Origin of the sequence: Brevundimonas sp. (assembly GCF_041648055.1) — a bacterium.
GTDB lineage: Bacteria > Pseudomonadota > Alphaproteobacteria > Caulobacterales > Caulobacteraceae > Brevundimonas.
The window spans coordinates 1-24,086 of record NZ_JBAZPS010000013.1 but is presented as its reverse complement, the minus strand read 5'-3'; the positions used below and the strand labels follow the sequence as shown (position 1 = coordinate 24,086).

The 24,086-nt window shown below is 65.8% G+C and carries 21 protein-coding genes and 4 pseudogenes; 11 read left to right on the top strand and 14 right to left on the bottom strand.

Annotated features, from left to right (window positions below; all coding sequences use genetic code 11):
• Positions 1–33: 33 nt before the first annotated feature.
• From WC585_RS15930 to radC, 8 genes are all read right to left on the bottom strand, one after another.
• On the bottom strand, positions 34–327 hold the full coding sequence (locus WC585_RS15930) for a hypothetical protein (protein ID WP_373258919.1): 294 nt from the start codon (positions 325–327) through the stop codon (positions 34–36).
• 11 nt (positions 328–338) lie between these two features.
• The gene (locus tag WC585_RS15925) at positions 339–809 is read right to left on the bottom strand and encodes a DUF6878 family protein (RefSeq protein ID WP_373258887.1); all 471 of its coding nucleotides are present in this window, start codon (positions 807–809) and stop codon (positions 339–341) included.
• 74 nt (positions 810–883) lie between these two features.
• On the bottom strand, positions 884–1,303 hold the full coding sequence (locus WC585_RS15920) for a single-stranded DNA-binding protein (RefSeq protein ID WP_373258886.1): 420 nt from the start codon (positions 1,301–1,303) through the stop codon (positions 884–886).
• 34 nt (positions 1,304–1,337) lie between these two features.
• Positions 1,338–1,691 carry a single-stranded DNA-binding protein gene (locus WC585_RS15915; RefSeq protein WP_373258885.1) on the bottom strand — a complete coding sequence of 118 codons (354 nt, stop codon included), beginning with the start codon at positions 1,689–1,691 and terminating at the stop codon, positions 1,338–1,340.
• 136 nt (positions 1,692–1,827) lie between these two features.
• The gene (locus tag WC585_RS15910; RefSeq protein ID WP_373258884.1) at positions 1,828–6,087 is read right to left on the bottom strand and encodes a strawberry notch-like NTP hydrolase domain-containing protein; all 4,260 of its coding nucleotides are present in this window, start codon (positions 6,085–6,087) and stop codon (positions 1,828–1,830) included.
• A gap of 156 nt (positions 6,088–6,243) precedes the next feature.
• Positions 6,244–8,328, bottom strand: coding sequence for a ParB/RepB/Spo0J family partition protein (locus WC585_RS15905; RefSeq protein WP_373258882.1), 2,085 nt, complete (start codon positions 8,326–8,328; stop codon positions 6,244–6,246).
• Positions 8,325–9,281: a toprim domain-containing protein gene (locus tag WC585_RS15900; protein ID WP_373258880.1), complete on the bottom strand. Its 957-nt coding sequence runs from the start codon at positions 9,279–9,281 to the stop codon at positions 8,325–8,327. Before WC585_RS15900 ends, WC585_RS15905 begins: the two co-directional genes overlap by 4 nt.
• 7 nt (positions 9,282–9,288) lie before the next feature.
• Positions 9,289–9,978 (bottom strand): DNA repair protein RadC, encoded by a 690-nt coding sequence (gene radC, locus WC585_RS15895; protein ID WP_154726960.1) that lies wholly within the window; start codon positions 9,976–9,978, stop codon positions 9,289–9,291.
• Positions 9,979–10,094: 116 nt separating this feature from the next.
• Here radC and WC585_RS15890 point away from each other — a divergent pair, with 116 nt between their 5' ends.
• The 4 genes from WC585_RS15890 to WC585_RS15875 all read left to right on the top strand — a co-directional run bounded on the left by WC585_RS15890 (position 10,095) and on the right by WC585_RS15875 (position 15,025).
• Entirely contained in the window at positions 10,095–10,514 is a 420-nt protein-coding gene (locus WC585_RS15890; protein ID WP_373258878.1) for a nuclease, read from the top strand.
• A 540-nt stretch (positions 10,515–11,054) separates the two neighbouring features.
• Positions 11,055–12,854: an acyl-CoA dehydrogenase gene (locus tag WC585_RS15885; protein WP_373258876.1), complete on the top strand. Its 1,800-nt coding sequence runs from the start codon at positions 11,055–11,057 to the stop codon at positions 12,852–12,854.
• Between the two features lie 6 nt (positions 12,855–12,860).
• Positions 12,861–14,114, top strand: a complete 1,254-nt coding sequence (locus WC585_RS15880; protein WP_373258875.1) for a TetR/AcrR family transcriptional regulator — start codon at positions 12,861–12,863, stop codon at positions 14,112–14,114.
• Positions 14,115–14,233: 119 nt separating this feature from the next.
• Positions 14,234–15,025: an SDR family oxidoreductase gene (locus WC585_RS15875; RefSeq protein ID WP_373258874.1), complete on the top strand. Its 792-nt coding sequence runs from the start codon at positions 14,234–14,236 to the stop codon at positions 15,023–15,025.
• 29 nt (positions 15,026–15,054) lie between these two features.
• On the opposite strand, the pseudogene WC585_RS15870 reads toward WC585_RS15875, so the two are convergent.
• A pseudogene (locus WC585_RS15870) lies at positions 15,055–15,198 on the bottom strand (transposase); the annotation flags it as partial.
• 163 nt (positions 15,199–15,361) lie between these two features.
• On the opposite strand from WC585_RS15870, the gene WC585_RS15865 reads away from it, so the two are divergent.
• A complete protein-coding gene (locus WC585_RS15865) occupies positions 15,362–15,820 on the top strand; it encodes a PaaI family thioesterase (RefSeq protein WP_154726955.1) in 459 nt (152 codons plus the stop codon).
• Positions 15,821–15,961: 141 nt separating this feature from the next.
• Positions 15,962–16,719 (top strand): IS5 family transposase gene (locus tag WC585_RS15860; protein WP_373258873.1). Its coding sequence is split into 2 segments (ribosomal slippage): positions 15,962–16,283 and positions 16,283–16,719, totalling 759 coding nucleotides; the frame shifts between segments, so codons are not numbered across the junction.
• An 82-nt stretch (positions 16,720–16,801) separates the two neighbouring features.
• Here the strand turns inward: WC585_RS15860 and WC585_RS15855 are convergent.
• Positions 16,802–16,988 (bottom strand): annotated as a pseudogene (locus tag WC585_RS15855) (IS1595 family transposase); the annotation flags it as partial.
• A gap of 66 nt (positions 16,989–17,054) precedes the next feature.
• On the opposite strand from WC585_RS15855, the gene WC585_RS15850 reads away from it, so the two are divergent.
• The 5 genes from WC585_RS15850 to WC585_RS15830 all read left to right on the top strand — a co-directional run bounded on the left by WC585_RS15850 (position 17,055) and on the right by WC585_RS15830 (position 21,455).
• Positions 17,055–17,699, top strand: coding sequence for a TetR/AcrR family transcriptional regulator (locus tag WC585_RS15850; RefSeq protein WP_025292348.1), 645 nt, complete (start codon positions 17,055–17,057; stop codon positions 17,697–17,699).
• 30 nt (positions 17,700–17,729) lie between these two features.
• On the top strand, positions 17,730–18,407 hold the full coding sequence (locus tag WC585_RS15845) for a type 1 glutamine amidotransferase domain-containing protein (protein ID WP_025292349.1): 678 nt from the start codon (positions 17,730–17,732) through the stop codon (positions 18,405–18,407).
• A 174-nt stretch (positions 18,408–18,581) separates the two neighbouring features.
• On the top strand, positions 18,582–20,006 hold the full coding sequence (locus tag WC585_RS15840; protein ID WP_025292350.1) for a coniferyl aldehyde dehydrogenase: 1,425 nt from the start codon (positions 18,582–18,584) through the stop codon (positions 20,004–20,006).
• 44 nt (positions 20,007–20,050) lie between these two features.
• Positions 20,051–20,461, top strand: coding sequence for an organic hydroperoxide resistance protein (locus WC585_RS15835; RefSeq protein WP_025292351.1), 411 nt, complete (start codon positions 20,051–20,053; stop codon positions 20,459–20,461).
• 16 nt (positions 20,462–20,477) lie between these two features.
• Complete coding sequence (locus tag WC585_RS15830) at positions 20,478–21,455, top strand: zinc-binding dehydrogenase (RefSeq protein ID WP_025292352.1); 978 nt, start codon at positions 20,478–20,480, stop codon at positions 21,453–21,455.
• A gap of 103 nt (positions 21,456–21,558) precedes the next feature.
• Here the strand turns inward: WC585_RS15830 and WC585_RS15825 are convergent, their stop codons facing one another.
• The 4 genes and pseudogenes from WC585_RS15825 to WC585_RS15810 all read right to left on the bottom strand — a co-directional run.
• Positions 21,559–21,714, bottom strand: a complete 156-nt coding sequence (locus WC585_RS15825; protein ID WP_154725288.1) for a hypothetical protein — start codon at positions 21,712–21,714, stop codon at positions 21,559–21,561.
• A gap of 105 nt (positions 21,715–21,819) precedes the next feature.
• Positions 21,820–22,261 (bottom strand): annotated as a pseudogene (locus WC585_RS15820) (transposase); the annotation flags it as partial.
• A 20-nt stretch (positions 22,262–22,281) separates the two neighbouring features.
• Positions 22,282–23,172: a LysR family transcriptional regulator gene (locus WC585_RS15815; protein WP_075821216.1), complete on the bottom strand. Its 891-nt coding sequence runs from the start codon at positions 23,170–23,172 to the stop codon at positions 22,282–22,284.
• Between the two features lie 318 nt (positions 23,173–23,490).
• A pseudogene (locus tag WC585_RS15810) lies at positions 23,491–23,942 on the bottom strand (transposase); the annotation flags it as partial.
• Positions 23,943–24,086 lie beyond the last annotated feature (144 nt).

The window sequence follows — 24,086 nt, the reverse complement described above, 5'->3', positions numbered from 1 at the left end:
AGCCAGCAATTCAAAATCGTTTGAAAAGCGGCTTCAGGCCGCGCTGATGCATCGCTGCGCGATGCGAGGGACAGGCCGACCCCCGCCAGCTCTCTGGATGAGCGCAGCGGTCGGCCTGTCCCTCATCGGCCGGAATTCCACGACACGCTTGCATGTCCATATAACGAGCATGAAGACGCCTTCGGCATGATGCCGCAGAGCCCGGTGCCGGAAGTCGGCCGTGATGGACTTGGACTCGTCGAACCAGTTGTGGAGCGCCAGGAAGTCGTCGGCCTGCCCGCCCCAGCGTCTCGCCGACGACAGGGCGTGATGATAGCAGTGTCCCATCATCGCCCCCCTCAGAACAGGTGTTCAGAGAACAGGCTGTCGGTGACCCGCTCATTCATCTCGAGCCGGATCGTCCGCGCGGGCACGTCGAAGACGAAGGTTCCGTAGGCGCCGTCGTTGTTCTCCCAGCCGCTGTGCTCTCGGCCGAGGCAGTCGTAGGTGAGCACCTCAACGGCCTCCCGCAGGCTGTAGTCGATGAAGCGCCGCTCTCCGTCGGACCGGTCGTCGAACCGCGGGGAGACGACTTCGGCGGGGAAGTCGGCGTCCTCGCCTTGGGCGGTCTCGGCCTCGATCGACTCGATCTGGCCGGAATCCCCGCCGCCGTCAAACTCGACCCGGATGCGGGCGATGCGCGAGCCTGCGAGACGGTCGAACACGGCGGTCTTGTTCTCCTCGAGACGCACGGCGTCGCGTCTGTCCTGTTCAAACGCTTTCTGAAGGAGGGCCCTCACATCGTGCATGAGGTGGGTTTCCTCGGTCATGATGATCTCCGGATAAAAAGACGCCCGGAACGCGGGGTCGCGTTCCGGGCCGAAGGTTGGGGTTTCAGGGTCGATCAGAACGGAATGTCGTCGTTCAGATCGTATCCGCCGGCGGGTTCCTGAACCTGGTGGTCATCGGCAGCGCCATCGGCCGAAGGCCGCTCACGCCGGTTCTTCAACCGGATGTCGCCGACGATCAGACGCAGGTCGTAATGCTCGACCCCGTCCTTGCCGGTCCAGGTATCGTTCTCGACATGGCCCTGGATGACGACCCGACTGCCCTTGCGAGCGTAGGTCTCGATGTATTTCTCGGCCGTGGCCTCGTTGAAGCAGAGGCAGTTGAAGCCGGTGGTGCGTTCGCCAGGCGTGCCGTCGGCCTTGCGATAACGGGTGGTCTCCAGCACGCGGAAGCTCGCCCGCTTCCTGCCCGAACCCTGGGCCGAGAGGATGGACGGATTGGCGGCCAGATAGCCTTCGATGATGAGGGTCTGCATGGTCAGTCTCCTGGATATGAAGGATTGAAGGGGTTCAGGCGGCGGCGCGATCCGACGCCGTGTCGGCGTCGAGATCCTCGGCCCAATCGAGGACGGTGAGCCGGTTGATCACCAGCTCCTTGGCCGTGCGCTCCGTGCCGTCCTTGGTCGCGTAGGCGGTGTCGATAAAGGCGCCGATGACGATGGCCTCGCAGCCCTGGGCGAGCCCGCGGGCGATGACCTTCTCGTTGAGGCCTTTCGACCAGCTGACGCAATTGACGCCGACGAGCCGGTCCTTGCCGGCTGAGTCCACGCCACGCTTCTCAAGCAGCCGGAACACCGCCTTGGCGTAGTCGGGGCTGATCTGGGGGTCGGCCGCCAGTCGGCCGGTGAACATCATGGATTGCATGTCAGTCTCCTGTTGATCTGAAGCGCTGGAGAAGCCGATCTCCTCCATCCCGCTTCACTCAGGGACCTCCCTTCCTCCACCTTCCTCCTGACCGGACGGGGCCTTTGCACCGTCCGGTCAGACTGGCCGGCCCAGCTCACGCCGCCGCGCCGTCGAGAACGGTCTGAACCGGATGGCGACGCAACACCGCCTCCACCACGGCCGGCCGGTCGATAGGCACGAAGACCCGGGGCGTGAAGGCGATGATCTCGACGAAGCAGCCGAGTGCGACCAGGGCGTCGCGATCGGTCCGGCCGCCGACTACCTCGATCCGCCAACGATCCATGACCCGCGCCCGCTTCAGCCATAACCCGCCCTCCAGCGCGAGCTGGACGCTGCGGTCCAGCAGGATGGCGGCGGTCCGGGCGCCGTCGGTCCAGGCCTCCCCGACCTCGGTCAGACCGAGGGCGGCTTTCAGTGTGCGCGCCTGAACGGCGTCGAGAACCCGGCCCAGCCAGCGCCGCCCATCGGGGGCGCGCACGCGGCGAACCGAACACCCGCGCGCCGGCAAACGTCCCCAGATCGGCAGCAGCAACCCTGTCGCCAAGGTCAGTTCGCGCGTACGCCAGGGGTCCGTCTCCGCTACCTCCTTGTCCCAGACCCGCCGCCACGCGCCGACCTCGGCGGGTTTCCAGGCCGACTCGTCGAACGCCTTCTCCGGCAGGGTCTGGCGATCATCTGGCCGGACGAGGCGCACGGCCGGGACCAACCGGTCCTCGTCCGTCGCGGTGGTCAGGCCGAGCTCCGCAATCGCGGCCCGTCCGGACTTCTCATTGATGACCAGCTGGTGGGCGACATTGTCCGCCCGGACCAGGGCCTGGTCGGACAGCAGGATCTCGCGGCGAACCTTGAGCGAGAAGGTCACCAACGCCGTCTCGGCGCCGGTCGAGACATCGGTCCGGATCGTCTCCTGATCCAGAACCTCCAGCTCTTCGGCCTGGATGTCCTCAAGCCCCCGATCCAGATCGCCCGAAGCGGCGGCCCGCTCCAGAATGCCCGACAGGATGGCGTCGAAGTCCGCGAACAGGGCGTTCTGGTCGGCGATCCGCAGCGCCAGAAGCCGGTTCAGGAAGGTGTGGATCGGCGGCAGGTCGTCCGAGGATTTCAGCCCGCCGTCGGCGTCGAACAGTTTGAGCCCGGTCTTGTCCATGAAGGTCTCCACCGTCATGGACGCCAGCTCCCCGAAGGCGAGCGCGCCGTAGAAGACGAGCAGAGCGCGGCGCGCCCAGGGGCTCTGCAGATTATCCTCGGCCCGGAACAGACCGGCCCCGGCCGTGCGGCGCTCCCCGCGCGTCAGGGCTCCAAGCGAGTCCAGCCGTCGCGCGATGGTCGAGGTGAAGCGCTTCTCGCCCTGGATGTCGGTGGTGACCGGCCGGAACAGGGGCGCGGACGCCTGGTAGGTCCGGTGGCTCCGACCCAGCCCCTGGATGGCGGCGTCCGCCCGCCAGCCGGGCTCGACCAGATAATGAACACGACGCTGTTGGTTTCCCGCCGACAGGTCCGAATGGTAGCTGCGGCCGGTGCCCCCGGCGTCAGAGAAGATCAGCACCCGCTTGCGTCCGCTCATGAAGGCGTCGGTCTCGGCGCGGGCGGCCGAAGCGCCGCGCCGCTCGACGACCCGGCGTCCGTCGCGCAAGACCACCCGGCGCGCTCGGCCGGTGATTTCGGCAACCGCGTTCGTGCCGAAGGCCTCCAGCAGGGCGTCGAGCACACCGGGAACAGCGGGCAGACAGGCCATCTTCTCGATCAGGGCCGCCCTGAGAACGAGCGCCTCCTGACTGACGGCGGGCCGACCATCATCCATCACCGAGACCATGGTGACATTGCCGTCGTCGTCCTCGATCGCCTCCATCAGGTGAACGGGGAAGGCCTCGCGAAGATAGTCGAGGACATACTCTCGCGGGGTCAGGTCGATCGACAGGTTGTTCCATTCCTCAGGAGGGATGGAGGACAGGCGACGTTCCATCACCGCCTCATTGGTCGAGACGATCTGGACCACGGCGGACCGGCCCGAGGCGAGGTCGTCGCGGATCGAGGCGACCAGGCTGGGCGCCTTCAACCCCGCCAGCAGATGGCCGAAGAAGCGCAGTTTGGCGCCCTCGAAGGCGGAATGGACCGCCGACGCCGCCATGGCGCTCTTCGGCTTGCCCTCCTCGTCATTGAGGCCGGTCGCCTTCAGGGCCTCGGCCAGGTTGGCGTGGATCAACTGGAAGGCGTCGGCCCACTGGTCCCAGATCTCGATGTCATCCGACGTCAGCGGATGGACCAAGGGTTCGTACTCGACGCCCTCGAACGACAGCGATCGCGCCACATAGAGGCCGAGCGCCTTAAGCTCGCGCGCCACCAGTTCCATGGCCGCGACCCCGCCCCGGTCCATGGCGTCGAGGAAGTCGGCGCGCGACATGAAGGGGGCGTCCGGTCCGTCCCAGAGACCCAGGCGGGCGGCATAGGCCAGATTCTCCGCCGTCGTGGCGCCGGTGGCGGAGACATAGAGCACCCGCGCCTTGGGCAGCCGGTTCTGCAGAGCCAAACCGGCCATGCCCTGAAGCGACGCCTTTTTGGTCCCCCGCGCGCCCTTGCCGCCGCCTGCGGCATTGGCCATGGCGTGAGCCTCGTCGAAAGCGATGACGCCGTCGAAGTCAGCGCCCAGCCAGGCCACGATCTGGTCGAGACGGGACTGTTTCGCGCCCCGCGCGGGCTGGCGCAACGTCGCATAGGTGGTGAACAACACGCCGCGATCCAGCCGGATGGCGTCGCCCTGCTTCCAGCTCGACAGGGGCACGATGTCATGGGCGCCGCCGCCGATCGCGGACCAATCGCGCCGGGCATCCTCCAGCAGGGCGTCGTTCCGGGACAGCCACAAGGCCCGCACCCGGCCTTGGGCCATGTTGTCGGCGACGACGGCCGCGATCTGGCGGCCCTTGCCGCAGCCGGTGCCGTCCCCAAGGAAGAAGCCCCGACGGAACTGGACGGCGTCCTCGTCGTCGTCGCGCGCCAAGACCCTCTCATGCGGCGTCTCGCCCGCCCGCCACCGCCCGGGCAGGTCGGCGGCATGGGCCTCGCCCGCATAGATCACTGTCTCGGTCTGGGCGTCGGAGATCCTGCCCTCCGCGCGGACTTCAGGCGGAAGGACCGGGCGATAGGTCGGCGCCGGCGGCGCGACCGAGGCCATGGGCCCGGACTCCACCAGAGGCGAGGGATGCGGCCGGGGATCCCGGAGTTCAATCCGCGCCAGGGCATGGGCCTGATAGAGGCCGACGTCGCGGCCCTCTCCGGTCCAGGCCCGCACCTCATAGGCCAGAGGCGTCGCCCCCGCGAGGAAGCCGAGGCGACCCGTCGGCAGGGCGAGGCCGCGTTCACGCGGGGCGAAGGCTCCGGCGTCCAGGGTCAGTCGCACCCGGGGCTTGGCCGTGGCGCGCGCAGGAATCGCGGCGAGGATCCGGGCGGTCCCCTCCAAATTCTCCGGCTGGTGCAGCAGGCCGTCCCAGGTCGCAGCCTGACGCCGATCCATGACGAGGAGGCCCGTCTCGACGGAGGTCCCGTGTTTGGCGAAGGCCCGTGAGGGAAAGGCGACAGCGCAGACCATGGCGCCGTAGCGCTCTAGCGCCCGTCTCAGACCAGTGTCGGCCAAAGCCGTGAGCGGCACGATCGCCGCCATGCGCCCGCCGTCCGCGAGAGCCTTCAGGGCCGCGGCCAGATGGGGCTGAAGGTCGGAGAAGGGTGGGTTGCAGACCACGACGTCGAAGGTTCCGGCCTTTTCGAGAAGGTCCGGAATCTGGCGGCCGTCATGGCGGTGGCGGTCGGCGGTCGGGAAGAGGCCGTCGAGCAGGGCGGCGCGCGCGGGCGCGATCTCATTGAGGGTCAGGGCGGCTCCACAGGCCTCGGAGACCGCAGCGATCAGCCCTGTGCCGGCTGAGGGTTCGAGCACGAGGTCTCCCGGCCGGACCTGGGCCGCGAGAACCGCGAGCGCCGCCAGTTGGGGCGGAGTCGAGAACTGGTCGAGGGCGACCTGATCCTCGCTGCGCCGGCTGTGGGTGAGGCCGAGGGTTGACACCCCGGCGAGCAGGGCGGCGATCTCGGCCGGTGCGTCCTCCAGCCGGGCGACCTGTGGCGCGAGGCGGCGGATCTGCAGAACGGTCGCCGCCTCGATCGCGTCATAGGCGTCCCGCCAGGTCCAGCCGCCCTCGGCGTCGGACGCTCCGAAAGTCGTGGTCATGACATCGGCGACCAGGTGGCGGTCCAGCGGGCGCGACCGCGAAAGGTGGACGGCGAGCGACCGGGCCGCCGCCAGGATGTTGGCGGGGGTGTCCATCGTTGAGGGATCGGCAAACAGGGACAAGCTGCGGGTCGTGGTCATGGCGAAGCTCCGGTCGCCTGAAGCGGAGGGCTCCTCCCTCTCGGTCCTTCAGGCTCGCCTCGCTCCGCCCTCCCTCCGCCTTTCGGACGCGCGGCGATGTCCACAGAGAAACACCGCCCCGGCGAGCGCCGGGGCGGTGCAGAGACTTCAGAAAACTCAGACCGCTTCAGTGGACTCCAGAGCCGCCTCGCCTGTGGGGGTGACGACGAAGGCGCCCGAGCCGTCGTCGCCATCACCGTCGACGGACGTTGCCCCTGTGTCGTCGTCCAGCGCCTCGGCGCCATCGTTGAGACCATCGCCGAGACCATCGTCCTCGATCGCCGCCGTCCACGATAGGCCGGCGGGCGCCCAGGCCCGGGCTGCGGCCTGTTCGGCGACCCAGTCGACCAGTTCGGTCTTCTTCAGCGACTTCGTCCGCTCGTCTTCGGCGCCCATGGTCTCGAGCATCCCCAACAGCAGTCCCTTGGAATGGGACTGCAGGAAGGGTGCGTCGGGCGTCCAGTGCAGGGTGATGTCGGCGTGGCACAGGACCGCCAGTTCCGCCGCTTCCGTCCGGGCGTTGCGCCGGATCAGGGTCGTGCGCTCTTCGCGGACGTCCAGACTGACGGCGGTCAGTTCGGCCAGCAATCCCATCTTCTCGCCGTGGGGAAGGCCATGAACCCAGGCGATCACGGTCTCACCCGACGCCTGCCAGGCGGCCCTACGGTCGTCGAGCCGCCGGCGTACGGCGCCGTCGAGGGCCTCGATCACGCGCCCGCCCGTGGGATTGAAGCCATTGGCCAGGATCGCCAGGGCCGAGTCAGACCGGGCAACGTGGGCGCGCCGAACCAGCACATTGAACAGGCGCGCGATCAGGGCCGTCAGGGCGGCTCCGGGATCGTCGGACAGAGCGCGGATCAGCCCCCGGGTGGCGACATCGGTGCGGACGCCGTGAAGCGCATGATTGACCCCCTCGGTGTCCGGCTCGGGCGCCTCGACCTCCGGCGGAACATAAACCGGCGGCGTCGGCGGTCGAGCCGGTCCGTTATCCACGGCCGTGTCGTCCTCGATATCCGGTTCCTCGGGCGTGTAGCACCGCACATCGACACCCGCGCCCGCCGACGGCCACATCACCAGGGTGGTCACCACCCGCCCGCCGCATCCGGTCTGGTCCGAGGCGATCCGGGCGTGGATCATATCCACGATCGCGAGATCGGCGAGGTCGGGTTGATCGATGTTGGTAAGAGCCATGCGCGCCGCCTCGACCCGCTCGTTGTAGACCTCGCGCTGGGCGCGGTAGCGGGCCATGTCCTCAGGCGGAAGCGAGCGCGCATAGACATAGCCGAGCGCCTCCAGATCGTCGGGCAGTTCCGGCTCGGGCCCGGCGGTGACATGGACCGCGATGCCTTCGGCCTCGAAGACGGCGGCGATGCCGCGGGCGCGTCGGGTCCAGACCTCGGTCAGGATGTCCGGATCCAGCAGGACCGGAACCAGTTCTCCAAAGAGGTCGGTTTCAGTCCGGCCGCCAGCCGCGCCATAGGCTTGGGGGTCGACAAGGGCGCAGCGGCGATCGCGAATGGTGACCCGGGCGTCGTCGAGACGTTCGAGGATACGCCAGTCCTGGAACCCGTGGCCGTCCAACGCGGCCTCGGCCAGTTCTTCCTGCTCGGCCTTGTCCGGCAGCCGGGCGAGGAGTTTGGCCTGCTTCAGGGTCATCCGGCCCGACTTGAGCGCCACGACGGCCGCCGACGGCAGGCCGGCCAGGGCGGCGAGACGCTTGATCTCGATCTCGGCGTATCCGAGGGCCCGGGCGATGACCGCGACCGTCAGCTTCGACTTCAGCATCCGGCCGATCGCGGCGATGACATCGGCCACATGGACCGGCACGGCGGTATTGGTCAGCAGGACCGCCGCCGCCTGACGCGCCGGATCGGTCTCGACATAGGCCCGGACCGGATAGTCCTCGTCGAGCTCGCCGGCCTCCAGCAGAAGGGAGAGCGCCAGCTGACGACGACGGCCGTCGAGCGCCATCCAGGCCCACTCCTTCTTGCCGCGCCCCGGCCGGACGGTGATCGGCTGGAGTTGGCCGGCTGCCTTCAGGGTGGCGGCCAGGGTCGGGATATCATCATCGGGCGGCTCGCCGTGGCGCAGGTTCTCGCGGGCGACGCCGAGATCGCCGAGGCGAATGATGCGCTCGACCGGCGTGAAGACGACGGCTGCGACAGGCGCCGCAGGGGCGGTTACGGGAACAAGATCGGTCATGAGGTCTCTCCGACCGGGCGGCGAGGCTCATCCCCACCGCTCCGGCGCCCCCCAGCGCCCTCCCTCCCTCCTTTCGACGCCGCGATCGCGACCTCGTTCCAGTCGCCGAACGGCGCATCCGGCCAGATCACGCAAACCTCGAGACCCAGGCCAACCAGGCGCCGCCGCAACCGCGACGCGGCACCCTGTCCGACAACGCCCCGATCGGCGGCGATCAGGACGCGACGCACGATGGAGGGCGGCGTCCAGGCCGCGAGATTGTTGGCCGCCATCAAGGCCCACCCCGGAAGGTCGAAGCGGTCTATCGCCGACAAGGTCGTGGCCACCCCCTCTGCGACCAGCATCTGTTCTGCGGCGGGAGCCAGACGGACGGCCGCGCCGGGCGGCAGTTGGCCGACGGTTTTCCGAGGCAACCGCAGACCGGTCGCGAGCCTGCCGTTGGAATCCAGATAGGTGATTTCGACCGCCGTCAGCCGGTCATCGGCGTCACTGATCCGCGCAAGCAATGCGGGACGCGACCGTCCGCCCTCTTGATAAACCGACACCGGCGCCTGCGGATGAAAGCCGATATTGACCGCTGAACCTCCGGACCGGATGGCGCGGCGGCTCAGATGTCGGCAGGCGGGGTCTTTGGATTGAAAAGCGACGGTCCCGGCCCACAGATGAGCGGCCGTCTCCCGACGCACCCGCAGATCCGGCCTCGGTGTCGAGACCCCGCTGCGTCCCCCGCCGGTCAGGCGGCCGGCGTCGTCGATGAAGCCCCTGGCCCGCAGATCATCCCGGGCGGTGCGCCAGTCGGCGCCCCCGAACCCATGAATCACGATCCGGCCCTCGCTCAGCAGCAGGGACACCGACCGATCCTCGGCGCTGTGTCCGGGCCCCGGGATGCTGGCGCGAGAGCCGCCGTTGTAGAGGTCGCCGCCCAGGGCGGCCACGATCGCGTGCAGGGTCATGGCCGCCTCAGATCAGGCCGAGGGTCTTGAAACTCGCCGTGCCCTGGCGGCCGATGACGAGATGGTCGTGAACCTGCAGACCGAAGAGCCGGGCGGCGTCGATGATCTTACGCGTCATCTCGATATCCGCCCGCGACGGCTCGGGATCGCCCGAGGGATGGTTGTGGACGAGGATCATCGCCGAGGCCGAAAGGTCTAGGGCGCGGCGCACCACTTCGCGGGGGTAGACGGGGGCGTGATCCACCGTGCCTTCGGCGAGAAGTTCGTCGCACATCAGGGTGTTGCGGCGGTCGAGATAGAGAACACGGAACTGCTCGCGCAACCGATGAGCCATCGCCACGCGGACGTAAGCCACGAGAGCGCTCCATGAGGTGATCACAGGCCGGCGGCAGGCTTCGCTGCGGGCGAGGCGGACGGCGAGTTCGGGCAGGAGCTTCAGGTCCGCGAGCACGGCCGGGCCGACACCGGGCACCCGGACGAGTTCGCCGCGATCGGCCCCGGCCACGGCGCCCAGGGTGCCGAAATGGACGAGCAGGTCGCCGGCCAGGGCGTCCGGATCGGTGACGGAGCGCCGCAGCATAAGGGCAAGCAGGGACCGATCGTCCAACGCATCGTAGACTGTCGTCGGGGTTGACCGAATGTCTCGACGGCCTCCGTGATGGGTGTCGTCATCAGTCCGGTTCAAGGTCGGTGTCATGGTGGTCTCCTTTGCCGCTCTACTCGGAGCGTCCGCCGTCCGACCTTCCTTTCCCCTCCGCCGCGCCACCTTCGCTGGGGTTTGTCGGCCTGACGCCTTGGCGTCAGGCTCACCCGATGAAATGGTCCCTGATCATCGCCGGTCTTCTCCTCGCTCCTGTCGTCGCCCCCGCCGTCGCCCATGCCGATCCCTGCGAAGGTCGCTTGCCCGCCAGCGCGGGCGAGACCTTCTCCGGGGTCGTCCGCCATATCGGAGACGGCGACAGCCTGTGCCTGGGACCGAGCACCGATCCCGCGACCTGGATTGAGGTGCGCCTGTCGGACTTCGACGCCCAGGAGCTCAACAGTCCGACAGGACGCGCCGACCGTGATCGCCTGTCGAGGATCGTGCGCGGCCGGGTGCTGACCTGCATCGCCGTTCGTGGCCGCAACGGTCGGGTCATCATCTATGATCGAGTCATCGCCTCATGCCGTCTGAACGGCCGAAGGGTGGGCGATCTGCTTCGCGCGGCCGGCGGTCGCGAGGGCGGCAACTAAGCCTGGAACCGGTCGCGCTCGGCCCGCGCCAGGCGAACCGCGACGCCCGGTGGCACCGGGCCTATGGTCTTGCGCATCAGGGGGAACCTTGACGCCAGTCCGTCGTTCGGATCGAGTTAGGTCAGTTTGACCGCTGTGAGCCGATCCTCGACGTCGCTTATCCGTGCAATGAGAATCGGACGCCGCCCTCCGTCGTCGACGAAGCCGTGCCGGCGAAGGTCATCGCGCATGGTGCGCCTGTCGATGCCGCCGACCCCATCGATGACGACGCGCCGACAGCTTGCGGGGCGGACAGGGCGGCCATGTAGGTGCTTTGCCACTGTGTTTCATGCGTTCAGTCTATTTTCCATTAGCCATGGAACAGCCCGGAGGTGTCCCTCAAATCGTGAATTACGCCGATCGTAGCCGTGGACGGCAATCAGGCGGCAGTACGCGTCGATCAAATTTGCGGCCCAGGGAGAAAATCAGTACGTACTTGCAAATCTGTTCCCCAAGTGGGCTGTCGTCCTTCTCTGAAGGTCGTTGAGAAAGTCGTTCGTCATGTCCCAGATCGTCAACCGCAGGGATCTCGACTTCGTTCTGTTCGAGTGCCTGGAGATGGAGCGGCTGTTCCAGACCGATCGCTATTCGGCCTTCGATCGCGCCGGGATCGAGGCCGTGCTCGACACCGCCCAGGCCATTGCCGAAGAGCGGTTCCTGCCGTTCGCCTCGACGCTGGACGCCAACGAACCGAAGTTCGTCGATGGCAAGGTCGAGATCATGCCCGAGGTCGGACAGGCCCTGGCGGCATTCGCCGAGGCCGGGTTCTTCGCCGCCGGCATGGACGAAGCGCAGGGCGGACTGCAACTGCCCTATGTGGCGACCTCGGCGATCAACGGCCTGTTCACGGCCGCCAACCTCGGCGTGGCCAGCTACGCCTTCCTGACCACGGCCAACGCCAATGTCATCGCCGCCTTCGGTACGGACGACCAGAAGGCGCGCTTCCTGCCGCCGATGCTGGAGGGACGCTGGTTCGGCACCATGTGTCTGTCCGAACCCCAGGCGGGATCGTCCCTGTCGGACATCCGCACCCTGGCCGAACCGCGCGAAGACGGAACATGGCGGCTGACCGGATCGAAGATGTGGATCTCGGGCGGCGATCAGGAGATCAGCGAGACCATCGTCCATCTTGTGCTGGCGCGCACGCCGGGCGCGCCGCCGGGGGTGAAGGGGCTGTCGCTGTTCCTGGTCCCCAAGCATCGCATCGGGCCGGACGGCGCGGTGGGCGAGCGCAACAACGTCGAACTGGCCGGGCTGAACCACAAGATGGGGCATCGCGGCACGACAAACTGCCTGCTGAACTTCGGCGAGAAGGGCGAGTGCGTCGGCGAACTGGTCGGCGGGCTCAACAAGGGCCTGGCCCACATGTTCCACATGATGAACGAGGCGCGGATCGGCGTCGGTCATGGGGCGGTGATGTCAGGGCTGGCGGGCTATCTCTATTCGCTGGACTACGCCCGCACCCGGCCGCAGGGGCGCCATCCGCAGGACAAGGACCCGACCTCGCCCCAGGTGCCGATCATCGAACACGCCGACGTGCGTCGGATGCTGATGGCCCAGAAGGCGGCGGTCGAGGGCGGGCTGATGCTCAGCGCCTATTGCGCCATCCTGGTGGACCGGCAGAAGACGGCGGTCGATCCCGAGGACGCCGCGCGACTGGGGCTGCTGCTCGACCTGCTGACGCCGATCGTCAAGTCCTGGCCGTCCGAATACTGCCTCGAGGCCAACAAGCTGGCGATCCAGGTCTTGGGCGGATACGGCTATACGCGAGACTATCCGGTCGAGCGCTTCTATCGCGACAACCGGCTCAATCACATTCACGAGGGGACCTGGGCCATCCACGGCCTGGATATCCTGGGCCGCAAGGTGCGGATGCAGGATGGCGCGGCCCTGAACCTGCTGGTCGGCCGGCTGAACGAGATCATCGCCGAGGCGGAGGCCGCCGGCGACTTCGACGAAGAGACGGCGGGCCTGAGCGGCGCCATCGAGGCCTTGTTGCAGACGACGCGCATCGTCGTAGACTGCCCCGACCTGAACCGGGGCCTGGCCAACGCCACCCTCTATCTGAACGCCTTCGGTCATGTGGTCGTCGCCGGTCTGTGGCTGTGGCAAGCGGTTCGGGCGCGCAAGGGTCTCGAAACGGGCGTCTCCGGTGACCGCGCCTTCTACGAGGGCAAGGCAGCCGCCTGTCGGTATGCCTTTCGCTACATGCTGCCGGACGCCCTGACGGGGTTCTCAGTGGTTCGATCGCTGGACGACACCTGCCTGAGCCTGACTGCCGAACAGTTCGTCGGGACCTGACGACGCATGGAGACGACCGAGCGACCGGTCCGGGGTCGGCCCGCGCGCCAGGAACGCTCGAGCCATACGCGCGAGCGGATCGCGGAAGCCGCCGTCCGGGTCATGGCCGAGCGCGGCCTGGCCGGCCTGACCCATCGCGGGGTTGCGGCGCTGGCCAGGACGCCCCTGGCGGCGACGACCTATTATTTCGAGACCAAGGACGACATCCTCGCCGAGGCCTCCAACCGCATTCTGGCAGGCTATGTCGCGGCCTTCCGACGGGCGGAGGCGCGGATGCGGGGCGGTCCAGGCGGCCCGGCGCCGTTTCGCGCCCTGACGATCCGGCTCGCGGCCAATGCGGCCGGTCCGCACCGGACCGGCGCCCTGGCTTGGTGCGAGATCATCCTCGACGCCGCACGGCGCGAGGAGACGCGCGCCCTGGCTCGCACCTGGTTCGATCGGACAGGCGAGGCCTGGAGCGACATCGCGCGCGTCCTCGGGCTGGAAGAGCCCGAACATAAGGCCGGCGCGGGCGTGGAGATCGTCATCGGCCTGATCCTCATCGCCTGCGCCCTCGGCCTGTCGCCGGAACAGGTCCGCAGGGTGCTGGAGGACGGCGCCGACCCGCTGGTCGTCTGGCGTCCGGCCGGCGGCGCGCCCGATGAAGCGGCCCAGCCCGAACCCGCGGGGCGAAAGGCGGCGGCGACGCGAGAGCGAATCCTGACCGCCGCCATCGATCTCCTGACCGAGCAGGGCCCAGGCGGCGTCGGCTACCGCACGGTGGCGGAGTGTGCGGGGCTCACGATCACCGCCCCCGCCTATTATTTCCGCACCATCGGCGACCTGCTGGCGGCGGCCCAGACCCGGTTGTTCGCCGCCTCGAAGGCTCGGTATCGCCAGGGCGTCTCGGGCGCAGACTATTCGGCGATCGACCTCGCCGGGTTGATCGACCTGACCGCCGTCATCTTCCTGCGCGAGGCGACGGAGTACGGCGCGGCGAACGTGGCCGGCTTCTCCCTGTGGCTGGAGGCGGCGCGCCATCCCGCCCTGCGTCCCACGGTCTGGAGCGCAGTCGAGGACCAGAGCCGGGCCTGGTCGCGCCTGCTGTCGCGCCTGTCCCCCTCGCCCCGGCCGATCGACGGGCTTCTGCTCCAGTGCCTGTTTCTGGGCAAACTCGTGCGGATCACGGCGACCGGCGCCGAAACGCCCGACCTGGCCGCCGTGCGCGGCGCCTTCGCGCGAGACATCGCCGCCATCATCGAAGATCGATTCTGGCTCTGATGGATCGGTACAGTTTTTGAATTATGATTGACCTCGCCCTTTGCGCCCGCAAAGAGCGATAACCTAGGCAGACCGTCCGAAAGCCAAGGAACGGTCTCGTCCTCGCAAAGGAGCGGACCATGGATACGAGCAGACTGTTCTCGCTGGAGGGCCGCACCGCCCTGATCACCGGAGGCTCGCGCGGGATCGGCAAGATGATCGCCGCAGGCTTCGTCGCCCAGGGCGCCAGGGTCTATATCTCGGCCCGCAAGGCGCCCGCCTGTTTCGAGACGGCCGAGGAACTCGGCCCCAACTGCGTCGCCCTGCCCGGCGACGTCTCGACCGTCGAAGGCTGTGAGGCCCTGACCGCCGCCTATCTGGAGCGTGAACCGTCGCTGGACATCCTGGTCAACAACGCAGGGTCCGCCTGGGGCGCGCCGTTCGAGGAATTCCCGGAAAGCGGCTGGGACAAGGTGATGACCCTGAACGTCAAGTCGCCCTTCTTCCTGACCCAGAAGCTGCACGGCGCGCTGAAGGCGGCGGCCTCGGCCGGACGGCCCGCCAAGGTCATCAACATCGGCTCCATCGACGGCATCCGCCTGAACCCGTGGGAGACCTACTCCTATCAGGCGTCCAAGGCCGCGATCCATCAACTGACCAAGCGGATGGCCGCCCGGCTGATCGAGGACCATATCAACGTCAACGCGATCGCGCCCGGCGCCTTCGCCTCGGAGATGAACCGCGCCGCGCGCGACCATGCCGACGAGGTCGCCAAGGCCATCCCCGCAGGCCGCGTGGGCGAGGCCGAGGACATGGCCGGCGCGGCCATCTTCCTGGCCAGTCGCGCCGGCGACTATGTGGCGGGCGACATTCTGGTGATGGACGGCGGCGTCGTGAACGCCGCGCTCGGGACCAGTATCGACGCCGGCTGACCGGCGCACAAACAGCCTAGGGTCCGGACTCATTTGATCCAGTAGCAGACGATGGCGGCGATGAGGACGCCGGACAGGAAGGTGTCGGCGCGCTTGTCGTAACGTGTGGCGACGCGACGGTAGTCCTTGAGCCTGGCCCAGAGACGTTCCACGGTGTTGCGGTCTCGATAGGCGACGGCGTCGTGGGACGCGGGGTGCTTTCGTTTTGCCCGGGCTGCGGCCACGTCTGCGCAGCATCCCTCTTCTGTATCGTCAGGCATCTGCCACGACGGCTCTTGGTCGAGCGCGGCAGGCCTTGTCTTTTCACACGACCGACAGCTTTTCAGGAGAAAGCCGATGGATGAACTACAAAGTCCCCCTCCACCTTTGGACGATGCAAGCGGTCTTGAGTTCCTGCGCGCGGGCCTTGAGGGGCGGTTGCCTTTGTCGTCCATCTTTGGAACGATGGGGATGTCTATTCTGGAGCTGGACGCGGGGCGCGTCGTCTTCGGCGCCTGTGCGGACGGGCGGCACCTCAATCCCATGGGTGGTGTGCATGGTGGTTTCGCGGCGACGGTATTGGATTCCGTGACCGGATGCGCCGTGCACACTCGGCTAGACGCAGGCGTTCGTTATGCGACGGTCGATCTGGCCATAAAAATGCTGCGCCCCATTCCCCAAAACGTGAATCTGATCGCGGAGGGGCGTCTCACCCACTTGTCGCGTTCTCTGGGCGTCGCGGAAGGGGAGGTCCGTGCTCCGGATGGCAAACTCTTGGCAAGTGGGACAGCGACCTGCTTCATCATCCGAAGTTGACGCCCGCCCGGAGCCTGACCCCTATTTGCTTCAGACGCGTCTCGCCCTCTACGCATTTCCGGTGAAGCAACGGCAAACTAGGCTCAGGACCCATTGATTTGCGGCGTGCGATCTGATTCAGGCTCCTGAGGAGTCTGGATTATGAGCAATCTTTATTGGCTGACGGACGAGCAGATGGCTCGGCTGGAGCCCTATTTCCCTAAGAGCCACGGCAAACCTCGGGTGGATGATAGGCGGGTGTTGAGCGGGATCATCTTCGTCAACCGCAACGGCCTGCGCTGGCGGGATGCGCCGGCAGCCTACGGGCCTCACAAGACGCTCTACAATCGCTGGAAGCGGTGGAGCGAGGCTGGCGTCTTCGTCCGGATGATGGAGGGCCTGTCTGGCGCACAGGCCGAACGCCGGACCGTCATGATCGATGCCACCTATCTAAAGGCGCACCGTACGGCTTCGAGCCTGCGGGTAAAAAAGGGGGCCTCGGGCGACTGATCGGACGGACCAAAGGCGGGATGAATACCAAGCTGCACGCCGTCACCGATGCGAATGGACGCCCCATCAGCCTGTTTGTGACGGCTGGTCAGGTCAGCGACTACACCGGCGCGGCGGCTCTTCTCGATAGTCTACCCCGAGCCCAGTGGCTGCTGGGCGATAGGGGCTATGACGCGGATTGGTTCAGGGACGCCTTGGAAGCCAAGGGGATCACACCTTGCATCCCCGGACGTAAAACCCGCACCGAGGCCATCCGGTATGACAAGCGCAGATACAAACGACGCAACCGCATCGAAATCATGTTCGGTCGTCTGAAAGACTGGCGACGCGTTGCCACGCGTTATGATCGGTGCCCGAACGTCTTCCTCTCCGCCATAGCCCTCGCCGCTACAGTGCTCTTTTGGCTATGAGTCCTGAGCCTAGGTCGGCTGACGGCTTGGTGAAGTCGGCAGGATCAATCACCGCCTGCTGTAACCGACCGTCTTGCGTGGTCTCTACCGTGATCGCGAAGGGGCGCTTGTTCTCCGATCCCTGGCCTGCCTTGGCGCTGTTGCGCTCCCCGCCCAGATAGGCATCGTCCAGTTGCATCACGCCGCCGAGCATCCCGTCCTGCTTTCTGTTCCTCCATGGCCTGCATCAGCTTGTGCTTCATTCGCCAGGCTGCCTGATAGCTCGTGCCATTCCGGTTGGACGGCGATTTCCATGGCACTAGACGACCGGTTTATTTCTATGTATAGCTACACCCATGAACCTGACCAAAAAAGCTCAAGTTACCAGGCAACATATCCTCGACACGGGGTATCGGCTCGTGCTGCACAGGGGGTTCGCTGCAATGGGCCTGATGGAAATCCTCAAGGAATGTGGCGTCCCTAAAGGGTCGTTCTATCACTACTTTGCGTCGAAGGAGGCCTTTGGCTGCGCGCTATTGCAACAGTACGTTGACGAATACATTGAAAAGCTTGCTCGCCTGCTCGCGGAGACAGGCAATGGACGTGAAAGTCTTATGCGGTACTGGAATGCCTGGATCGCCGATCCGACCAGTTCATCTGATTCGGCCAATCCGGTGCAAGGGTGGGCCGATGATTGTCTGGTGGTGAAGCTCGCCGCAGAGGTGGCTGACCTATCCGAAGACATGCGCCGCGTGCTCGATGCGGGCGTTCAACAGTTGCTGGCGAGAATTGCCGCATTGATCGACGAAGCCCGCGAAGACGGCTCAGTGCCCGATGGTGCGCCGTCACCTGCGCTGGCGCGAATGCTGTACCAGATGTGGCTGGGTGCCGCGCTACTCACCAAACTCAGCCAGAACAGGATGCCACTACATCAGGCCCTGATTGCCACGGAAACCCTGCTCGCCTGTGATCAAACGCCCCCAAATGTTCCGATCACGTAATTGATTCTAACCCATCGAAGGATGATTCTTATGAAGATCTTGTTCGTACTGACTTCCCATGACCAACTCGGTGATACTGGTCACAAGACCGGCTTCTGGCTCGAGGAATTCGCCGCTCCTTATTATGTGTTCAAGGACGCCGGTGCTCAGATCACCTTGGTATCCCCCAAGGGTGGCCAACCCCCGCTGGATCCAAAGAGCGATCTGCCCGAGTTCCAGACCGATTTGACCGCCCGCTTCAAGGCCGATCCTCAGGCGCAGGCGGAGCTGGCCAACACCGGAAAACTGGCCGAGGTGGCAGTGTCCGATTTCGATGCCGTGTTTTACCCCGGTGGCCATGGCCCGCTGTGGGATCTGACCAACGACCCGGTGTCGATAGCGTTGATCGAGACTCAGGATCGCGCGCGCAAGCCGCTCGGTCTGGTCTGCCACGCGCCGGGCGCGCTGACCAAGGCGCATCAGGCCGATGGTCGCCCCTTCGTTGCCGGTCGCAAGGTCACCGGATTCACCAATGGCGAGGAAGCGGCGGTCGAACTGACCGAGATCGTACCATTCCTGATCGAGGATGAATTCAAGCGCCAAGGTGGCCTTTACGAGAAGGGCCCGGACTGGCACCCGCATGTTGTCGTTGAGGGTCATCTGGTGACCGGCCAGAATCCGGCCAGTTCCGAAGGAGTCGCCCGCGCACTCCTCAGCCTACTCGGCTGAGGCCGGCCTGGCGTCGTGCCGACCGACCGGCGCTAACGCGCGCCAGTCGCTCTCCCTCTGCCAAAGCGATCCAGGCTGCTCTGCTGCCGCAGCGAGCCGTCATGGGCACATTCGTTCCTACCGGAGGCGGCTTGCCACCGGCTTCGGGATGGTCATTCACTCAGGAAATCCGCCATGAATACTTCAGATATTTCTGCCGCGCTGAACGCCAAGGTCGCGCGGATGAAACAGGCGCACCTGGCCGGTGGCCCGGCCAGCGCCGAATTGCGACGTGACCGTTTGCAACGTGCCGCGGAACTGCTGATCACACACCACGATGAACTGGCTGATGCCATCAGCGCCGACTACGGACATCGTAGCCCTTACCAAAGCCTGCTGGCGGACGTGCTGTCGTCGGTTGCTGCACTTCGCCATGCCAGCGAGCATCTGGAAACTTGGATGCAGCCGGGTGAGCAAGATGCTCCCGGCCCTGGGATGCAAGCGCGCGTACAATATCAGCCGTTAGGCGTAGTGGGCATCATTAGCCCCTGGAATTTCCCGATCAACCTGGCGTTCAGCCCTCTGGCGGGCGTCTTTTCAGCAGGCAATCGTGCGCTGCTTAAGCCCTCGGAGTTGACGCCCCGCACATCCGAACTGCTGGCACAACTCGTCGCACGCTACTTCGACCCACTGGAACTGGAGGTGGTGCTGGGCGATGCCGAAACGGGCCAGGCGTTCAGCGCGTTGCCGTTCGATCATCTGATCTTCACCGGTAGTACGGCCGTGGGTCGCCACGTCATGAGGGCGGCCGCTGAAAACCTGGTCCCGGTGACGCTGGAGCTGGGCGGGAAGTCACCCGTTTTCATTGACACGGATGCTGACATAGCTACCGCCGCTGCGCGTGTACTGACGGTCAAGACCTTCAACGTCGGTCAGATCTGCATCGCGCCGGATTATGTGCTTCTGCCAGAAACGGCGCGCGACGCTTTCGTGGAGCACGCTCGTACCTTTGTCGCCCGCACATTGCCGACGCTGCATGACAACCCGGACTACACCTCCATCGTCAGCGACCGCCACTACCGCCGCCTGATCGGCCTGCTGGACGACGCCCGCGCCAGGGGTGCCAGCGTGGTAGGGCTGGAGCCTGCGGGTGAACCGCATACTGACGCACGCACGCGCAAGCTCGCCCCGACCCTGGTGCTCAATCCGCAGGAAGACATGCAGGTGATGCAGGAAGAAATCTTCGGCCCTGTCCTGCCGGTGCTGACCTACCATGACCCGCAGCAGGCGCTTGATTACATCAACGCGCATCCGCGCCCGCTCGCGGCCTATTACTTCGGCAATGACCCGGCAAAGCAGCAAGCGTTTCTCGAAAGCACGACTTCCGGCGCGGCGGTCATCAACGATGTGATGACGCATGCCGTGGTCGAGAGCGTGCCCTTCGGCGGCGTGGGTCCGTCTGGCATAGGAGCGTACCACGGCATTCACGGCTTCCGACGTTTCAGCCACGCCAAGGCGGTGGTGGTGCAAAGTGCCGATGGCGCGTCCAATCTTCGCTTGCGCGCGCCATATGCCGATGCGCTGGCGCAAGCGCGGGCCCTGCTCGCTGGCAAGGCATAACGCACTCGCTTTGTGTCGTCGTTCTCGTTCAACAGGAGCCAATCATGAAGATTTTCTACAAAACCCGCGCTACCGCCACCGGCGGCCGTTCCGGCCGTACCGCGCTGGACGACGGCAGCCTCGCACTGGACATGGCCATGCCCGGCTCCGGCAAGACCGGAGCCAACCCCGAGCAGCTTTTTGCGATGGGCTACGCCGCCTGCTTCGACAACGCATTGCCCGTGGCCGCCAAGCAATTGGGACTGGCGCCGACCGCCACACGCACCTCGGTGGAAGTGGGCATTGGCCAGACCGCCGCCGGCGGTTACGCGCTGGACGTGGACTTGCATGTGGAAGTCCATGGACTGGACCAATCGGCCGCACGCAAGCTGGTGGAAGCCACCCACCAGGTGTGCCCGTATTCAAATGCCACGCGCGGCAACATCGAGGTGCGCCTGCACGTATCCGTAGCCTGAACAGGAGAAAACCAGCATGCGCAGCGCCATCCATACTGCATTCGGCGAACCCGCCGAAGTCCTCGAACTCGGCGACCGTCCGATACCGCAACCCGGACCAGGCGAAGTCCGCGTCAAGACCACGCTTGCGCCGATTCACAACCACGACCTGTGGACGATCCGGGGCCGCTACGGCTATAGGCCGGACCTCCCCGCAATTGGCGGCAGCGAGGCGGTTGGCATCGTAGATGCGCTTGGCGATGACGTCGAAGGCGTCTCCAACGGCCAGCGGGTAGCTGTTGCTTCGGTGCATGGCACCTGGGCAGAATATTTCCTTGCCCCCGCACGGCTGCTGGTACCGATGCCGGAAGCCATCCCGGACGAAACCGCGGCGCAGCTCATTGCCATGCCCCTGAGCGCGTTGATGCTGCTGGAGTTCCTCGAGGTCGACCAGGGTCAGTGGATCGTCCAGAACGCGGCCAATGGTGCGGTCGGCAAAACCTTGGCGATGCTGGCCGCCGCGCGTGGAATAAATGTGCTCAATCTGGTGCGCCGTGATGCTGGTGTGGATGAACTGGCGGCCCTGGGCATTGATCATGTCGTTTCCACCGCGCAGCCCGAGTGGCAGGAAATTGCCCGCGCCATTCTTGGCTCCGGGCTGGCGCGCGCGGGAATCGATTCCATTGGTGGCGCCGCCAGCGCGGCGTTGTTGGGATTGCTGGGCGAAGGCGGGACACTCGTTTCCTTCGGCACGATGGCTGGAGAGCCGATGCAAATCGACTCCGGCTCGCTCATCTTCAAGCAGGCCACGGTCAAGGGCTTCTGGGGCAGCAAGGTTAGCCTGGCCATGTCGGCGGACGACAAACGTCGCCTGGTGGGTGAACTCTTGCAGCGTACGCTGGCCGGTGAGCTGCTGCTGCCAGTGGAGGCCGTCTACGACCTCGCCGATGCCGCCCAGGCCGCTGCGGCCAGCTTGCAGCCGGCCCGTAAAGGCAAGGTCTTGCTGAGGCCGTAAGCGAGTTGAGGGCCGGGAAGTGCAAAAGAGTGGATCTGAGGCAACGCTGGTCAAGCCGCTGTCGTAGCCCAGTTCTGGAGTGCGCCCCTGCGGGTAGACAGGATCAGGCTACGGATTTGACTGTGAGCCGGGCGTGTTGATCCTCCAACTGCTGCGGACTGAGATAGCCGAGCGCAGAGTGCAATCGGCTGGCGTTGTAGCCCTGATCGATGAAGCGCGTAAGGTCGGCAGTGATGTCTTCGAAAATCTCGTAGGCCATCGGATAGACAGCCCCGACCTTGAGCGTTTCACGAAGCTCTCGGCCTTGGCGTTATCCTACGGATGGGACTATCAGTAATTTTGTGCGCGGGGCCGGTTATCGTCATCAGATGACGAACCGTTCGCCGAAGATCACGGCGAACTGGGTTTTTGCCTCCGACCACTCGCGCGGCGGCCGTTTCCATTCCTCGGCCGCCTTGTTGAGGACGGAGGTATAGTAGCTTCATCGCGGCATCGTCACCGGGGAGGTGGCCGCGGGTTCGCACGGCACGGCGCAGCTTCGAGTTGAGCGCCTCGATCGCGTTGGTGGTGTAGATGATCCGGCGCACGCCTTGCGGGAAGGTGAAGAACGGGATCACCTGGTCCCAGTGACGCCGCCAGCTCTGGGCGATCGCCGGATGCCGCTTGCCCCAATGGCCGGCCTCGAACGCGTCGAGCGCCGCCAGGCCGGTCTCGGCCGTCTCGGCACGATAGACAGCGCGCAGCGCGCTCGCGATCGGCTTGCGTTCCTTCCATGACGCAAAGCTCATGCTGTTCCTGAGCAGGTGGCCAGCGGCCGGGCTACGAATTAGCCCTGCGTGCTGTGTCGGTTTGTCTCCATCGCCAGAGCAAGCAACTTGACGATCGCGGGATCGCGATTTCCGGGCAACCAGACGGCCGAGAAGGCGATGGCGTCAGGCTCGTCGTGGACCGGCAGGAAGACGACGTTCGCCATGTTGAAGGCTGCGCCTTCCTCGGCGAAGAGCGAGACACCATGCCCGGCTGCGATCATCGACAAGAGTGCGCTGCGGCCCACATCGACGCGGCGGATTGCCGGTGTCGGCCATTTTCCGGCGGAGCGTAGCAGGATCAGATCGAGAACCTGCGGTCCTGTGCCGCTATAGCGGATGAGAAATGTTTCCTGTGCAAGTTGCCGCCATCCCACTTCCGATAGTGCTGCCAGCGGATGCCCGGCCGACAGGGCGACCATCAGACGGTCGCGCCAGATTACTCGGGAGCTGAGGTCGTGGATTTCGTGGGTGCAGGCCATGAAGGCGAGATCCAGCCTGCTTTCACGCAACATGATCTGGGCTTCGCGCGCCGTGCATTCGGCGATGTCCAGGCGAATGCACGGATGCTCGGTGTGGAAATGCTCGAACAGACGGTCGAGGAAGCAACCCGGCGTGAGGGCATGGACCCCGATGCGTAGGTTGCCTTCCTCGCCGCGCGCCTGCATCCCGGCTGTAATAATTGCGAAGTCGATTATACCGAGGGCATCACTGATCTGATCGACAAAATGGCGACCTGCTTCGGTCAGCCGGACGCCGCGCGTGTTGCGATCGAAAAGAACGACGCCAAGGTCTTCCTCAAGCGCCCTGATCCGCTGGCTGACACTCGACTGGCTGGTGCTGAGCATTCGCGCTGCGCGATGGAAGCTGAGATACTCGGCTACGGCCAATGTCTGGATCAGGGCGACCATTGGAAAGCGCCCGCAACGCAAAAGCGTATGCTCGATCGTCGTCGGCTGCTTTACGCTACCCCGCTTATGAACTTGCCGGCGACGCATGGGTCATGGCCCAATCGCCGCCGCCGGGAAATGGGGAAGAACGTGCTCGGCCAACTCGTCGAGCACTTCATCCATTGGTCGCCGGAGTGGTTTGAGATTAAGGGCGACATGGGAGACACCTTCGTCCTGTTGCCGTTTCCATAGTTCAACCAGCGCGCGGCGACCGATGCGGATGCCTCGCACGAACTGCAACGAGGCATTGGGGTCAGAGTCGAGATCGAAGAAGGTGCCATAGCCGAACCGTCGCCGCTCGACAGCCAGGGCGCGCAGCCGCTCCCGCAGCGCCGTGTCTGGCGGGCGGCAAGAGCGATAGCGCACCGATTTGCGGTCGGCCTTGATGATGGAGCAGGCCCGCCGCTCGCTGACGCCGAACGTCGCCTTCACATGGGCGACGGCTTGGCGCATCGCCGCGGGCCCTACCACTTTTTTGAGAGCAGATCGTTCAGCGCCGCCTTGTCGAGCATGGCGTCGGCCAGCAGGCGCTTCAGCTTTCCGTTCTCATCTTCCAGGGCGCGCAGGCGCTGGGCGTCCGACACGCTCATCCCGCCGAACTTGGCTTTCCAGGCGTAGATCGTGCCCTCCGACACGCCGTGCTTGCGCGCCAACTCGCCCGCTTTGGCGCCGGCCTCGTTCTCCCGCAGGATCCCGATGATCTGCTCTTCCGTGAATCTCGCTCGTTTCATTCCGTCCGTCCTTTCAATGATCTGCTCCCCGAAAACTGGATCACCGGACGTTAGAGTTTTTCGCTGAGATTTCCCTGGCTGGGAAGGAGCGAAAACCATGAAGGCATCGGCTTTCTCGGACGCCCAAAAGGCGTTCATTCTGAA